Source organism: Klebsiella sp. RIT-PI-d, assembly GCF_001187865.1.
GTDB lineage: Bacteria > Pseudomonadota > Gammaproteobacteria > Enterobacterales > Enterobacteriaceae > Superficieibacter.
The window spans coordinates 1,172,809-1,186,031 of sequence record NZ_LGIT01000009.1 but is presented as its reverse complement, the minus strand read 5'-3'; the positions used below and the strand labels follow the sequence as shown (position 1 = coordinate 1,186,031).

The window sequence follows — 13,223 nt, the reverse complement described above, 5'->3', positions numbered from 1 at the left end:
AATACAGTCACGACTGCCGGCACGAATGGTAGCTGAACGGGCAGGGCGCAACAGCGTCCTGAACCGGTTCAGACGACGGCGGGAAGCTCGCTGTCTTTGATATCGGCAATCGGCGCGAGAATTTCGCGATCGAATTCTCTGACGGCTTCGCCGGCTCTGACGCGTGCAGACCAGTCATGATTTGCCAGCCCTCCACGACCAGGAGCGATAAAATCGGCACCAGCGTCAATAACGTCTTCAGCTCTGCCAGCGTCATTAACAGCATGCCAGGCGGCCTGTATTTTTCCGGCCATTCGCTGGATGCGCCGCTGGCATGGCAGCAAACCAACTCTAACCGCTCGCTGCTGAAAATGGTCACCGGCGAGGCCGGACAACCGGAGCGTACGCTACGCGAAGTGTTTCATCCTGTGCAGGGGCTGGGGCGGCAGAAGACCTTTGTCGGCAGTGGCTCCAGCGTGGCGGGGCAGTTGGCACAGTGGCTACAGGAGAGCGATACCGATGACATTAATCTTGCGCAATGGTTTTCGCCAGGCTGTTTTGAGGATTTTGCCCGGTGGGTGATCCCGGAGTTGAAACATCTCGGCCTGTCAGGGAACCCGACTGAGCCGCTGACGCAGCGTCAGCGGCTATTTCCCGAAGGCGGAGCCGAGCCTGCTGCCGATCATCCATCGCAGCATAATGGGTAAACAGGATATTAAGCGAAAATAAAAACGTTGTTAATGCCGGGGTATCGAGGTCTCGTGGAGATGGCGCCAGGATACCTCGCCATTATGACTTAACTCGAATACAACAGTAGAAAAACGAAGCGTTGGGTCTTTACCTGGTAGCTTTTGCAACTCTTTATAAACTACAGTTGCACCATTTTCACTTTCAGTAACGATCTGCATATCGCTGATATCAATTTCTAAACCCGGACGTGAGCCACGCTGAGTACGAAAAAATGCGTTTAATGTGGTGAAGTCCAGCAAATCACCGCCAGGTGTTACCATTGAGTATTCAGGACTAAAACGCGCTAAAAGATTTTCACAAATTGTATCATTAGCATCTTTATTACTTAGCCAGCTTCCAATCAATACGTGAGCATTCAGCACTTCCTCAAAATAGCGATTCATTTTTTCTCCTTACTACGCGTTCAGACCATTTGCTCATTTGCAATGCGGCTAAAAAACAGGAGAGAAATGATAGCACTGCAAGTTGCAAACATAAAGCTAAGGCTGTAAGAATGTACAATGGTTATATGCGTCATTTTCTTTAAAAGTCGTCTATTATTTTAAATTTTATTTAGTTCCCATTTAACTTTCCTACAAGTGCAGGAATGAGATTACACATAGTAATGGTTGACTCCCATATACAGGGTATAAATTATAAATATAATGCGCTTTATAGGGATGACCTTATTCAGAATTAAGTTATATCGTCAGAAGTATTAGCATTCATAACACGGATAATTTCAAATAATTTTATGATTTTAAAAATAAGACTCAGCTTATGCATATCGATTTGAGTGAAAAAAATAATAAGCAAAAGCTGGGCTTGCTTGCGCTAATATCCATTGTCGTAAGCTCAATGATCGGCAGCGGCGTTGACGGGCTTCCCCAGAATATGGCGGAGAATTCTGCCGTAGGGCCGGTAGCGATAGCCTGGATAGTCTGCGGTATCGGCATGTTTTTCATCTCCAGAACTTTTATCGTGCTGTCAAATATTCGACCCGATCTCCAGTCAGGGGTGTACATGTATGCCCGGGAAGGGTTTGGCCGGTTTACGGCCTTTAACGTTGCCTGGGGCTACTGGCTGATGACCATCTGCAGCAACGTCGCTTTTGCCATTATGGTGATGGACACGCTGAATTATTTCTTGCCCGGTGATTTCACGGGCGGCAACAATATTCCTTCCGTTATCGGTGCCTCTTTGCTGATCTGGGGCTTCAACTTTTTAGTTCTCTCCGGCACCCGCATTGCCGGATCGATTAACATCGTCGGCACGCTGGCCAAACTGATCCCGCTGGTAGCCTTTATCTTTATTCTCATGCTGTTTATGAAGTCCACCACGATCGCGGATAACGTCTGGGGGCACAGCGCCAGTGAGGCCAGTCGGGATCTGGGCCCCATTTTCTCACAGGTGACGTCACCACTTAGCGTTGCGCTCTGGAGCTTCATCGGCGTTGAGGGGGCCGTCGCGCTTTCCGGCCGGGCCAAAAATAAACGCGACGTGGGTAAAGCCACATTTATTGGCTTCGTCGTATCACTGATTATTTGTCTGCTGGTCTCCATCCTGCCGTTTGGCGTGCTCACTCAACATGAGCTCAGCACAATTCCAACGCCGTCCACCGCCGGTATTCTGAAGATTGTTGTCGGTGAATGGGGCGAGATTATGATTACCCTGGGGGTGCTGATTTCGGTTCTTACCAGCTGGCTGGCGTGGACCATGATCTGCGCCGAACTGCCGATGGTGGCAGCGCAGAACGGCACGTTCCCGAAACCGTTCAGCAAAAAAAATGAGCAGGGTTCGGCCTCGGTTTCGCTGTATATCAGCAGTGCGTTTATGCAAATCGTCGTACTTCTGGTCTATTTTTCTAACGATGCCTGGCTTGCAATGCTGGCCATCTCCGCCCTGACCGTACTGCCGGCATATTTAATGACCTCGGCCTACCTGTTTAAACTCTGTATGAACGGCGAGTACGCCCGGTATACCACGCATCATAGCCGCAGCGCCGCGCTGGTCAGCAGTATTATCGGTTTTGCCTTCTGCCTGTTTATGTTCTACGCCAGTGAAATGAGATATCTGGCGATGGTTCCGGTGCTGCTTACGCTGGGCGTACCCCTGTTTATCTGGGCAAGAATAAAAGACGATCGCGCAGATAAAATATTTACGCCGCGCGAACGAGCATTTTTTGTTTTACTGCTGGCCCTCGACTTTATTGTTCTTATTTTACTGCTTAATAAGACGATACAATTTTAGACCGAATTAATTTAAGGCAAGTTACGGTGACGATAATGTCTGTTTATTGGGCATGACATCCTCACAGTTAAATATTATCTGAACAGTGGAGACCCCTGATGAAGTTTAACCACAATCTTTTATTTATTTCCTCAGAACATCTTGATGGCGATAGCCCTTCGCAGCAGGTACTGGAAGAGCTTCAGACCGAACTCGCGGAACGCGGTTTTAAAATTCATATCACGCACCGGATCGCTGATGGGGTAAAACTCATCGAAAAAAGCACCCGTTACAGCGCGATTGGTATTTACTGGGAGGCTAACAATCCGACCTTTGCTGAAGAGTTGCAGCACTTTATCAGCGTATTCCGTAAAAGAAATGCCGCGACGCCGCTGATCATGTTCTCAGAAGAGAATATTACCGATCGCATCCCGCTCGACGTCTTAAAAGAGGTCAGCGAATATGTTTATCTGTATTCCGAATCCGCTGCCTTCACTGCTAATCGACTGTACACCTTAGTCCACCGCTATGCGGAAAAGCTCCTTCCTCCCTATTTTAAAACCCTGAAGGACTTTACCGAGGACGGTGATTATTACTGGGACTGCCCGGGGCATATGGGGGGAATGGCCTATCTGAAACACCCTGTTGGCATTGAGTTCATTAACTTCTTTGGCGAAAACATGATGCGCGCCGATATTGGCGTGGCTACCGCGGAGATGGGCGATTATCTGATCCACACCGGACCGCCTAAAAAATCGGAAGAAATTGCGGCCCAACTGTTTGGCTCTGACTGGACCTTCTACGGTGTCTCCGGCTCGTCGGGGTCGAACCGTATTGTGGCCCAGGCTGCGGTCGGCGCGGATGAAATTGCCATTATTGATCGAAATTGCCACAAGTCACTTAATCATGGCCTGACCCTGTCTCAGGCAAGGCCGGTTTACCTCAAACCTACCCGCAACGCGTGGGGCCTAATTGGGCCTATTCCGACGGGACGCCTGAAGAAGGCCAGTATTGATGCGTTGGTAGTAAATAGCCGACTGGCACCCGGTGCAGCCAGCCCGTCTCCGGCTTACGCCGTGGTAACCAACTGCACCTACGATGGCTTCTGTTATAACGTGAATGACGTAGTCAGACACCTGGGCGAAAGCGCACCGCGCATCCATTTTGATGAAGCATGGTATGCCTATGCGCGTTTCCATCCGCTATACCGGGGGCGCTATGCCATGGACGCGGAGGATACGCCAAATCGTCCGACCCTGTTTGCCGTACAGTCCACTCATAAAATGCTGCCCTCGCTCTCCATGGCCTCAATGATCCATGTGAAGAAAAGCGATCGCGCGCCGCTTAATTTCGATGACTTTAACGATGCCTTTATGATGCACGGCACGACCTCACCCTATTATCCGATCATTGCGTCAATTGATGTAGCGGTGAGCATGATGAAGGGTGAATCCGGTTATTCACTGGTGCAGGAGTCAATTGAAGAAGCGATTGCCTTCCGTAAAGCCGTGGTCAGCGTCAAACGCCAGATCCAGGAGCAGGAGGGCGGTGACGCCTGGTTCTTCGATGTGCTTCAGCCAACCGAGGTGCAGGACAGCGATTCCGGGCAGCGCTACAGTTTTGAAGAGGCACCTGTATCGCTGCTAAGCCACAGCGCCGACTGCTGGTCGCTGCGCGCCGGTGAGCGCTGGCACGGTTTTGCCGATGAGGATCTGGCCGAAACTAACAGCATGCTCGATCCGGTAAAAGTGACCCTGACCTGTCCGGGGATCGGCCCGGAGGGGGAATACCAGAAAAACGGGATTCCAGGATATTTACTTACCCGTTTTCTCGATGACCGTCGCATTGAAATTGCCCGTACCGGTGACTACACCGTGCTGATCCTGTTCTCCGTCGGCATCACCAAAGGCAAGTGGGGCACCCTGATTGAAAGCCTGCTGGCCTTTAAAAAGCACTACGACAATGACGATCTGGCCACAGATGCTATCCCGTCGCTGAAAGCGCATTCCCCGCACTACGACGGGCTAACGCTCAAGGCGCTGTGTCAGAAGATGCATGAAAAAATGGATGAGCTGGAGCTGATGTCGCATATCAACGATGCGGTGAACACCGACCCGGAGCCGGTTATGACCCCGGCAGACGCCTATCAGAAAGTCGTACGCTATAAAACCGAGCATATCCGCCTGGATGATTTCAGCGGCAGAATTGCTGCCAGCATGCTGGTTCCTTATCCCCCAGGCATTCCTGTACTGATGCCGGGCGAACGCATGCCGCAGGGTAACAAAGGCATTATCGGCTATCTGCGCGCGCTTCAGGAATTCGATAAGCACTTCCCCGGATTTGAACATGAGATTCAGGGCGTTAACGTCGATGAAAACGGGGACTTCTGGGTCAGGGCGATTGTGGAAGAAGAGCGCGAGGTGCACACGTTGCCCGGCCACATCACCTTTAAACGCCATGTCTCCGGTATTAAAAAGGGCCGCCAGTAGGCGCGTGAGAGAACAATGCCGTCGGATCGTCTGCAATCCGGCGGCGGTATGACAGAATAGCGGGAGAAAACGTTATGGCAGAGCAGTCTTCAGATGTAAAAAATAGTGATAATAGCGCCGGTGGACATAAGCTGGGGCTAATCGCCCTGATCGCCATTGTCGTTGGCTCCATGCTGGGAGGCGGCGTCTTCAGTCTGCCGCAAAACACGGCGGCCTCTTCTGCGCTGGGGCCGGTAATCATTGCGTGGATTATTGCCGGGATCGGTATTTACTTTATCGCAAACTCGTTTCGCGTGTTATCAGATCTGCGTCCGGATCTTCAGGCCGGGGTGTATATGTATGCCCAGGAAGGTTTTGGTTCCTTTATTGGCTTTAACGTCGCCTGGGGCTACTGGCTGATGACCGCATTTGGCAACGTTGCCTTTGCGGTTATTTTAATGGATGCCTTTAATCAGTTTATGCCGGGCGTTTTTACGGATGGCAATAATCTGAACTCCATTATTTGCGGCTCAGTGCTGATCTGGGGCTATAATTTTCTTGTTCTGTCCGGGACAAAAGTGGCCGGATTTGTTAACACTCTGGGAACCATCGCCAAGCTGGTCCCACTGATCCTGTTCGTATTACTGCTGGGTGTGCTGATCGATTATTCGGACCTGTTTAAAAACTTTTGGGGAGAATCACCGGCGATCCTCAGCGGCAGCGGAAAAGACGCTGCACCGGTATCGCTGCTGTCTCAGATCCTGGCACCGATGACCGTAACGCTCTGGGCCTTTATTGGCGTTGAGGGCGCGGTTGTTCTATCCGGGCGGGCCAAAAATAAGCAGGACGTAGGGAAAGCCACGCTGATCGGCTTTCTGCTGGCGCTGATTATTTATATGTTAATGTCCATTCTGCCGTTTGGCGTAATGCCTCAGGCAGCACTGGCGCAGGTCAGTAACCCCTCTACCGCAGGCGTGCTAGCCCGCGTTATCGGTGAGTGGGGCGAATGGCTGATGAACGTGGGTCTGATTATTTCTGTTCTGGCCGGCTGGCTTGCATGGACCATGCTATGCGCTGAAATTCCGATGGTAGCCGGACAGAAAGGCGCTTTCCCGCGCGTGTTTGCCCGCACGAACAGTAAACAGGCGGCCAATGTCTCGCTGTGGGTTAGTAGCTTTGTGATGCAGGCGGCCATGTTACTCGTTTATTTTTCAAATAATGCCTGGACCACTATGTATAATATCAGTGCGCTGATGGTTGTTCCGGCCTATATTACCACCACGCTATATCTGACCAGCATTTGCCGAAACGGTAAATACGACCAGTATGCAAAAAAAGGCCGCAGGCTGGCTTTATTCAGCGGTGTTTTAGGCGCGCTGTTCTGTCTGTTTATTCTTTACGCCAGCCAGATTGAGTATGTTGCATTAATTCCTATCCTGTTGACCTGCGGTCTGCCGGTCTTTATCTGGTCAAGGAAGGAAAAAAACGATGGCCAGCCGATATTTACCAAAAAAGAGCTGATTTATCTGACTATACTGCTGCTGTGCGATGTTATCGCCGTTGCCCTGTTTATTGGTGGATATATAACAATTTAAGTCCGGGTTAAACCGTCACGGGGACCGTCTTCGCCGGATGTAATGCCGCCTTTTATACAAGAGAGGCGGCAATCTTACTGAAATGAGTACGCTGTAAATATAATTTTCGATGTCCAAACCGCCCCTTGGGTGGAAAGGCTCCCACAATCGCGTGTCCTTATCCTTTAAGCCTCTGCTAAGCCTTAACGTGCCGTCAGGCTTCGCTTGATTCTACTTTTGTTAACACACACACGTTGTTTTCTCCTTATTTTCTCAAAGATCGCGGGCGGCTTGGTCTGGACACAATTGTTGCGTTGTTTGGGTTGAAGAGAGCAGGGTAGTTAGATCTGAGCGATGCCTGGGGTCGCGCGTAACGGCTTTTTATTGATAGCTCTCTCCTGGAACACGCCATTAAGATCTGTGCTGTCATTCAGTAACAGCCTGAAGGTTGTACTTCATAGTTAACAGCTTTTAGACTGTTAATTTGATATTACAGCCTTTAGGGTGTATATTTTTAAAAACAGCCTACGAGGTGTATCAGAGGAAACTACCGAGGCCAGCTTATGATTAATAATCATTACCCGTTAAACACGCTCAACCAGTTGCGCCCATTGCTCATTGGTTTTCGCAAAGCGAATGGTCTGACGCAAAAAGACCTGTCCGAAAGGTTAGGCATCACTCAACAAACATACTCACGTCTGGAAGCCAACCCTGCCAGTGCGAGCATTGAACGGCTATTCAAGGTGTTTTCCGTCCTGGGGGTAAAAATCAGCTTCTCCTCAGCTACCACCTCTTCAGAGGGGAAGCAGACGGAAGAAATGCTTAAATCAAATTCACCAGCACGACAGGAGCAATGGTAACGGTATGAGTCGAAAACAGCAGCGCCTGGCAATCTGGATGAACGGAATCAAAGTCGGATACTGGGAAAAAAGTAAAGGAGTGGACAGCTTACAATACCTTTCTGAATGGTGCGCTGATGAACAAGGAAGGCCTCTCTCACAATGTCTCAGAACAGCTCAGAAACAACCACGATGATGAGCACATCATCCAGTAATCTTCACATTGTTTTGTCAGTTGCTTCGAATCGTCATTCAGGGAGTTCGACCGGAACAATTCAATAAGCTTGCAGCAGATAGCAGCATTGTCGGGGTGAGCACGACAGACTTTCAATGTTATCAGCCTTCAAGGAGTTATGGTGTGTAGATTACTGCATGAGGTGTTCATGGTTTGGCATTTGACTGAGTAGTTATTGGCAATGAGTTGTCAGCATGAGGACTTCATAGCGAATTCGAAAACAGCTAAAGCCGAGAGAAGCACATAGCCAAGTGAGACAAAGAATCTCCGCATCCAGCTAAAGCCTCAGAACGACTCAACGCTCATCACGAGCACAATCCCTCGAACGCAGTGAGAGCTTAGCTGGAGACTTCCTCAATTTAGCTCAGAGGGCGCAACGACTGCACCAATCTGGCTACAAATCCCGGAAACTAACGTTTGTCAAAGCTAAGTTCAGATGTCCGGGGTAGGGCAAAGTTCAAATGTCCTCCAATACTCAGTAGTTTGCAGGAGTAAATTCATGTGGAGACAGCCTATAACTTAATGGTAAAATTAGCCTTTAGCTGGTAGAAGAGGGATGCTATGGCTCTTACGGTGACTGCTGCGTTTAACGATTTTCAGCGAAATATAGTAAATCTAGACACCTCTCAAACTAATCAAGCCAGAGCTAGTAGAGATTGGTTGCTGGGCAGAATGAACACTTTTCCAAATAATGATGTTTATTTTCCCATAATATACCCTGATATACATACAGGTTTTGGTTCTTTTGCTAGACGTACAAAAATCCGCCCTTTAGATGATATAGATCTTATGTTTGGTCTCGATGGTGATGATTGTGTATACATCGAGAGTGATGGAAAAATATTAATCACTGCGCGTGAAGGAACAGTTCGCTTAAAATACTATAAGCATGATGGTACAAATTTTATTAACTCTCGAAAAATAATAAATAGTTTTATCTCAAGCCTAAATCAAATTCCGCAATATGATAAGGCAGATGTAAAAAGAAATCAGGAAGCAGCTACTCTTAAGCTAAAATCCTATGACTGGAATTTTGATATAGTTCCTGCATTCATTACTAATCCAGATTCATTCGGCAAGACATATTATTTAATACCAGATGGCAATGGTCATTGGAAGAAGACAGACCCACGAATTGACAAGCAAAAAGTCACAGATCTTAATGTTAAACTTTCAGGAAACATGTTAAATGTCATTCGTGTAATAAAATATTGGCAAAAACGTCCTACTATGCCTTCAATGAGTAGTTACTTGTTAGAGACCATGTTACTTAACTACTTCAACGGTCGCTCAGAATGTTATCAATGGGTCGATTTAGAGATTGTCAGTGTTTTAGGTTACTTAGCCTCTGCTATATTTAGTCCAGTATACGATCACAAAGGCATACAAGGGAATATAAACAACCTTAGTGATGATGAGAAATTAAAGATATCCATCCGCTGTTATCTTGACCAAGGAAAAGCAACGGAAGCCCGTAATTACGAAAGCCAAAATAACCACAGAGCGTCCATTAACAAATGGCAGGATGTTTTTGGTGTAAACTTCCCATCATACGGATGAAAAATGAGTCAAATATTTTTGCGCCAAAATGATAGTAAAAACATCGAGTTGCTGATGGCAATGAGGCGGACCTACTCACAGGTAAAATTTGTTAACTGGGTAGTATTTTTTCTTAGTGTCGTAATATCTGTCGCTATTGTAATATTTACTACAGTGATAAAGAAAATGGGGTTGTTCCCTCATTTGACTATAGCTCCTTACCTCGGTTATTACGGTATAATTGTGTTGCTTATCACAATTGTTTTTTCCACAGTGATTTCCTCAATGAAAAAATGTGCAGCCACTATTCAGGAAATGTTTGACTGCGATGTTTTACACATTCCATGGAGTGAATTAAAAGTAGGTAAGCCGGTTGGTAGAGAAGATATTTTTAAGTCTTCAAGGTATTACAAAAAAAGAAACAAAAAGGATGAGTTCCTTAACTGGTATCTAAATAAGGATTACGAAGCCAATGAAAACGTGATGGCATTATTATGTCATGCTAAAAATTTCGGTTGGGATAAGTCACAACGTGATGTTATGAGTAAAATCTATTTTATCACTATGTTAGTTTCCTTTTTGATACTTCTTGCATATGGTTTGTGGTCTAAATCTTCACTGGAAGATTTTTTGTTTTATATTGTTTTTACGCTTCCTTTCTTTAGACATGTGATAATGTTATACGTTGAAAACAAAAAATCAATCAGTCGAATTATTCGCGTCAAAGATTTTATTGAGAAAAAAATACAGAGCATAAAGATAAGTGGCATGATAAACAATGATATCTTATCTCATGAATTAAGGGCGATTCAGGATGAGGTTTACGCCCATAGATCGACCTCTAATCCTGTTCCCAATTGTCTCCACAGATTCATGCGGAAGAATAATGAGGCGATTTATGATGATTATTTTGAAGATAACTTAAAAATCTTACCACAGTAGAGATGTCCGTATACCAGAAAAGTTGAAATGGCCGCTGAGGAAATATCTTCCACAGCGGTCTTTTTAGTTAAATGTTGTTGAGTAAGTAAATTCATATTGAAATGAAAAAATCCTCTTCATTTCTTTTTTTATAATCATCATCCCATATGAGTTTTATCCGGTATTTGGTTTTACTACCGAAACTTAGCCCCGAAATGATCTCAATTCCGTGTTGCGGATGCAGTATCTCATATGGGAATTTTTCTTCTACATCCGATATTACAAGGTATTCATCACCATCATTGTCAGGGAAATGAATTTCTATATTTCTAGCGTCAACTTTGCCTCTGTTAAATACTTTTAACCTATAATTATTTCTGGCTATTTTTACCAAGCGAGCACCAAGTTCAGCCTTCATATCATTGATGGCGGACTTTGTTTCTTTTTCCAGAAGCAACTTACGTAACCTATCTTGCTCATCTTTGATAACCTTTTGTTCTCTTGCATTTTTCCCTGATCTAATCTCGGATGATATGATGGTGTAGATTGATACTGCAAGCGCACCTAAAGCGATGACGTCACTTGTCGTCATTATTTTATCCTTATATTTTTACTTCCCTTAAATGCGTTCTTCAGTATGTCGTTAAATTGCTTCTGTATATCATTCGGCAACTCTTCTTTTACTTCATTAACATGTGAATCAATACTTACGCCATTCTCTTGTATTAACTCATCGTTAGTGAATTTTTTTCCGCAACCTAAGCATTTGACGTCCTCCAACTCTTCGGTATGCTCCATTTCTGCCCCTCCACATACAGGGCATAATAGAGTAATTTTTCTATTGTATTTCTCAGGATTCAATTTCATATATTTCCACCTTTCTTATATGCCATTTTAGGGATGCTATGGACTTAAAAATTGAGGGGGCACTTAATTTATCCTTACTTATCATAACACTGAAGCTATTATCTTGTACCGAAAATTTCCTCAGAACGTGACTGTAATGTCTTCAACGCATCGAGCATATCGTCTCCGCCCAGGGAGCGCTGTGATTTCTTCTCTGTGGGTTTCCTGCGCCGCCGCGAGGGGCCATCTCCGGCAGGAAGAGCCTGAGATCGGTTATTGTCGCGTTTGTCCTGAACCAACTTAATAAACTCAAGTGTCCGCCCGAGGCGCTTGTTGTCCACGATAGCACCCTGGTCAATTTCCTGAAGACGATCATAAGTGGAGTAGGGAAGGACGACTCCGTTTAGCCGGAGTTCTTTCCGGCCATCCGGGTAATGCCAGACCTCAATGTACTTCCCAATAGATCTGCGGCTTAACTCATTATCCTCAATCAGATAGAGTACTTTGTCATACTGCACCGTCAGGGATTTTGAAACACGGCGCTGTTCCCGCCATGTGAAAAATGCGGCCAGATCATCGTCATTCTCAAGTGGTCGATGCACATCAAAGTCATGCCGGGGCGCTTTCGCAAAACGCCGGTTGTAATCAGTCATAAACTCATCAGCAAAATGATTGGCTGCATCCACTGAAGAAATGCCCCTGAGCCTGAGTTCCTTTACGAGGCGATCCTGAAGCGTCAGATGGGCGCGCTCCACGCGGCCTTTGGCTGAGCTGGTATTGGCGCAGATAGTCTGGATGTTCAGCTCGTGCATCGCACGGCCAAACTGGGTATAACCATCGCCGCCGGTGGCATTTTTATTGTTGATTCTGAAGACGCTGGCTTTGTCGCTATACAATGCCAGTGGTTTGCCATGCTTTTCCAGATAGCCCCTAGTGGCTTCAAAATAGGTGAAGGTTGATTCCGATTTCACGAAACGAAGCTGCATCAGGCGACTCGTTGCATCGTCGACGTAGACCAGTGCGGTACAGGCGGGCGCACGGTTCTCGAACCAGCGATGGTCACAACCATCAATCTGTATCAGTTCGCCGCAGCAGGCCCGTCGATAACGTGGCTGCTGAACTTTTGGCGCACGTTGTTTGCGGGGGATCCAGAGACCAGCTTTGACCATGAGTGAACGGACAGTTTCTTTGGAAAGGTGAATATCGTGCAGTTCTGCGAGTTTCTCGCACGCAAGCGTAGGCCCAAAGTCGGTATAGCGTTCGCGGATAATATTGAGTGCGTACCGGGCAAGACCATCAGGTAGTTGGTTATTGCTGGGCTTTCCACGACGACGGCTAGCCATACCCAGTGGGCCAGATTCACGGTAACGCGACAGAAGGCGTCGGCACTGACGATCGGAAATACCAAGGCGCTGCGCGGCCATCAGTGTGGTCAGACGCCGGTCGACAACGTCCTGAATGATTTTGAGTCGGTTAACTTCGTCCAAAGTGAAAAACTCCGCTGCGTGTGCCGTCATCAGAATCCCTCGATGGTGAATCTACGTGACGGACATCTTAACTTAGCCCAGAACGGACATTACAACTTTGCTGTTACAACGTTAGTGCGCATAATGTATATTATGTTAAATTGACCTGATTGTTTGCTGATGTGATGAACCTTCCTTCCTGTCTCTCCTGCGTTGGCATCATTTTTCGAAGCTGATTGCTTCATTACTACCCTTCTTCTGGAGGATCAGTATTCCGCAGATAGTAATACAAGCTCAATAAGCATTGCTCCACACCGGCGACATTGGGCATTGAATGAAGCTGTCGTCACTACATTGCCCGTCACGTTCACCACTATGGTGATAAATGAAGCCAGTCT

The 13,223-nt window shown here is 46.8% G+C and carries 12 protein-coding genes and 1 pseudogene; 8 read left to right on the top strand and 5 right to left on the bottom strand.

The features are described from left to right. Positions 1 to 68: 68 nt before the first annotated feature. The gene (locus AC791_RS11945; RefSeq protein ID WP_049840652.1) at positions 69 to 293 is read right to left on the bottom strand and encodes a hypothetical protein; all 225 of its coding nucleotides are present in this window, start codon (positions 291 to 293) and stop codon (positions 69 to 71) included. On the opposite strand from AC791_RS11945, the gene AC791_RS11940 reads away from it, so the two are divergent. Beyond that, positions 264 to 686: a hypothetical protein gene (locus tag AC791_RS11940; protein ID WP_049840651.1), complete on the top strand. Its 423-nt coding sequence runs from the start codon at positions 264 to 266 to the stop codon at positions 684 to 686. The genes AC791_RS11945 and AC791_RS11940 overlap by 30 nt on opposite strands. 30 nt (positions 687 to 716) lie before the next feature. Here AC791_RS11940 and AC791_RS11935 read toward each other — a convergent pair whose 3' ends face one another. After that, positions 717 to 1,112: a cytoplasmic protein gene (locus AC791_RS11935; RefSeq protein WP_049840650.1), complete on the bottom strand. Its 396-nt coding sequence runs from the start codon at positions 1,110 to 1,112 to the stop codon at positions 717 to 719. 376 nt (positions 1,113 to 1,488) lie between these two features. On the opposite strand from AC791_RS11935, the gene AC791_RS11930 reads away from it, so the two are divergent. The 7 genes and pseudogenes from AC791_RS11930 (at position 1,489) to AC791_RS11905 (ending at position 10,534) form a co-directional block, all read left to right on the top strand. Next, a complete protein-coding gene (locus AC791_RS11930; protein WP_049840649.1) occupies positions 1,489 to 2,958 on the top strand; it encodes a basic amino acid/polyamine antiporter in 1,470 nt (489 codons plus the stop codon). Positions 2,959 to 3,056: 98 nt separating this feature from the next. Then, positions 3,057 to 5,426, top strand: coding sequence for an Orn/Lys/Arg decarboxylase N-terminal domain-containing protein (locus tag AC791_RS11925; RefSeq protein ID WP_049840648.1), 2,370 nt, complete (start codon positions 3,057 to 3,059; stop codon positions 5,424 to 5,426). Between the two features lie 74 nt (positions 5,427 to 5,500). Further along, a complete protein-coding gene (locus tag AC791_RS11920; RefSeq protein ID WP_199485506.1) occupies positions 5,501 to 7,000 on the top strand; it encodes a basic amino acid/polyamine antiporter in 1,500 nt (499 codons plus the stop codon). A 545-nt stretch (positions 7,001 to 7,545) separates the two neighbouring features. Beyond that, positions 7,546 to 7,839 carry a helix-turn-helix domain-containing protein gene (locus AC791_RS11915; protein ID WP_049841618.1) on the top strand — a complete coding sequence of 98 codons (294 nt, stop codon included), beginning with the start codon at positions 7,546 to 7,548 and terminating at the stop codon, positions 7,837 to 7,839. Positions 7,840 to 7,843: 4 nt separating this feature from the next. Further along, a pseudogene (locus AC791_RS20805) lies at positions 7,844 to 7,987 on the top strand (type II toxin-antitoxin system HipA family toxin); the annotation flags it as partial. A 627-nt stretch (positions 7,988 to 8,614) separates the two neighbouring features. Further along, a complete protein-coding gene (locus AC791_RS11910) occupies positions 8,615 to 9,613 on the top strand; it encodes a hypothetical protein (RefSeq protein WP_049840647.1) in 999 nt (332 codons plus the stop codon). A 3-nt stretch (positions 9,614 to 9,616) separates the two neighbouring features. Further along, positions 9,617 to 10,534: an S-4TM family putative pore-forming effector gene (locus tag AC791_RS11905; RefSeq protein WP_158443033.1), complete on the top strand. Its 918-nt coding sequence runs from the start codon at positions 9,617 to 9,619 to the stop codon at positions 10,532 to 10,534. Positions 10,535 to 10,625: 91 nt separating this feature from the next. Here the strand turns inward: AC791_RS11905 and AC791_RS11900 are convergent, their stop codons facing one another. From AC791_RS11900 to AC791_RS11890, 3 genes are all read right to left on the bottom strand, one after another. Next, complete coding sequence (locus AC791_RS11900; RefSeq protein ID WP_049840646.1) at positions 10,626 to 11,105, bottom strand: hypothetical protein; 480 nt, start codon at positions 11,103 to 11,105, stop codon at positions 10,626 to 10,628. After that, on the bottom strand, positions 11,105 to 11,380 hold the full coding sequence (locus AC791_RS11895) for an ECs_2282 family putative zinc-binding protein (RefSeq protein ID WP_049840645.1): 276 nt from the start codon (positions 11,378 to 11,380) through the stop codon (positions 11,105 to 11,107). The genes AC791_RS11900 and AC791_RS11895 overlap by 1 nt, the downstream gene beginning before the upstream one ends. A 98-nt stretch (positions 11,381 to 11,478) precedes the next feature. Continuing rightward, positions 11,479 to 12,876: an ISNCY family transposase gene (locus tag AC791_RS11890; RefSeq protein ID WP_049840644.1), complete on the bottom strand. Its 1,398-nt coding sequence runs from the start codon at positions 12,874 to 12,876 to the stop codon at positions 11,479 to 11,481. Positions 12,877 to 13,223 lie beyond the last annotated feature (347 nt).

What these genes read in the sequence shown, in the direction of transcription:
- AC791_RS11890 (WP_049840644.1), bottom strand. Translation starts at nt 12,876, where the DNA reads ATGACGGCACACGCAGCGGAGTTTTTCACTTTGGACGAAGTTAACCGA.
- AC791_RS11925 (WP_049840648.1), top strand. Translation starts at nt 3,057, where the DNA reads ATGAAGTTTAACCACAATCTTTTATTTATTTCCTCAGAACATCTTGAT.
- AC791_RS11905 (WP_158443033.1), top strand. Translation starts at nt 9,617, where the DNA reads ATGAGTCAAATATTTTTGCGCCAAAATGATAGTAAAAACATCGAGTTG.
- AC791_RS11920 (WP_199485506.1), top strand. Translation starts at nt 5,501, where the DNA reads ATGGCAGAGCAGTCTTCAGATGTAAAAAATAGTGATAATAGCGCCGGT.
- AC791_RS11910 (WP_049840647.1), top strand. Translation starts at nt 8,615, where the DNA reads ATGGCTCTTACGGTGACTGCTGCGTTTAACGATTTTCAGCGAAATATA.
- AC791_RS11895 (WP_049840645.1), bottom strand. Translation starts at nt 11,380, where the DNA reads ATGAAATTGAATCCTGAGAAATACAATAGAAAAATTACTCTATTATGC.
- AC791_RS11940 (WP_049840651.1), top strand. Translation starts at nt 264, where the DNA reads ATGCCAGGCGGCCTGTATTTTTCCGGCCATTCGCTGGATGCGCCGCTG.
- AC791_RS11930 (WP_049840649.1), top strand. Translation starts at nt 1,489, where the DNA reads ATGCATATCGATTTGAGTGAAAAAAATAATAAGCAAAAGCTGGGCTTG.
- AC791_RS11935 (WP_049840650.1), bottom strand. Translation starts at nt 1,112, where the DNA reads ATGAATCGCTATTTTGAGGAAGTGCTGAATGCTCACGTATTGATTGGA.
- AC791_RS11945 (WP_049840652.1), bottom strand. Translation starts at nt 293, where the DNA reads ATGGCCGGAAAAATACAGGCCGCCTGGCATGCTGTTAATGACGCTGGC.
- AC791_RS11900 (WP_049840646.1), bottom strand. Translation starts at nt 11,105, where the DNA reads ATGACGACAAGTGACGTCATCGCTTTAGGTGCGCTTGCAGTATCAATC.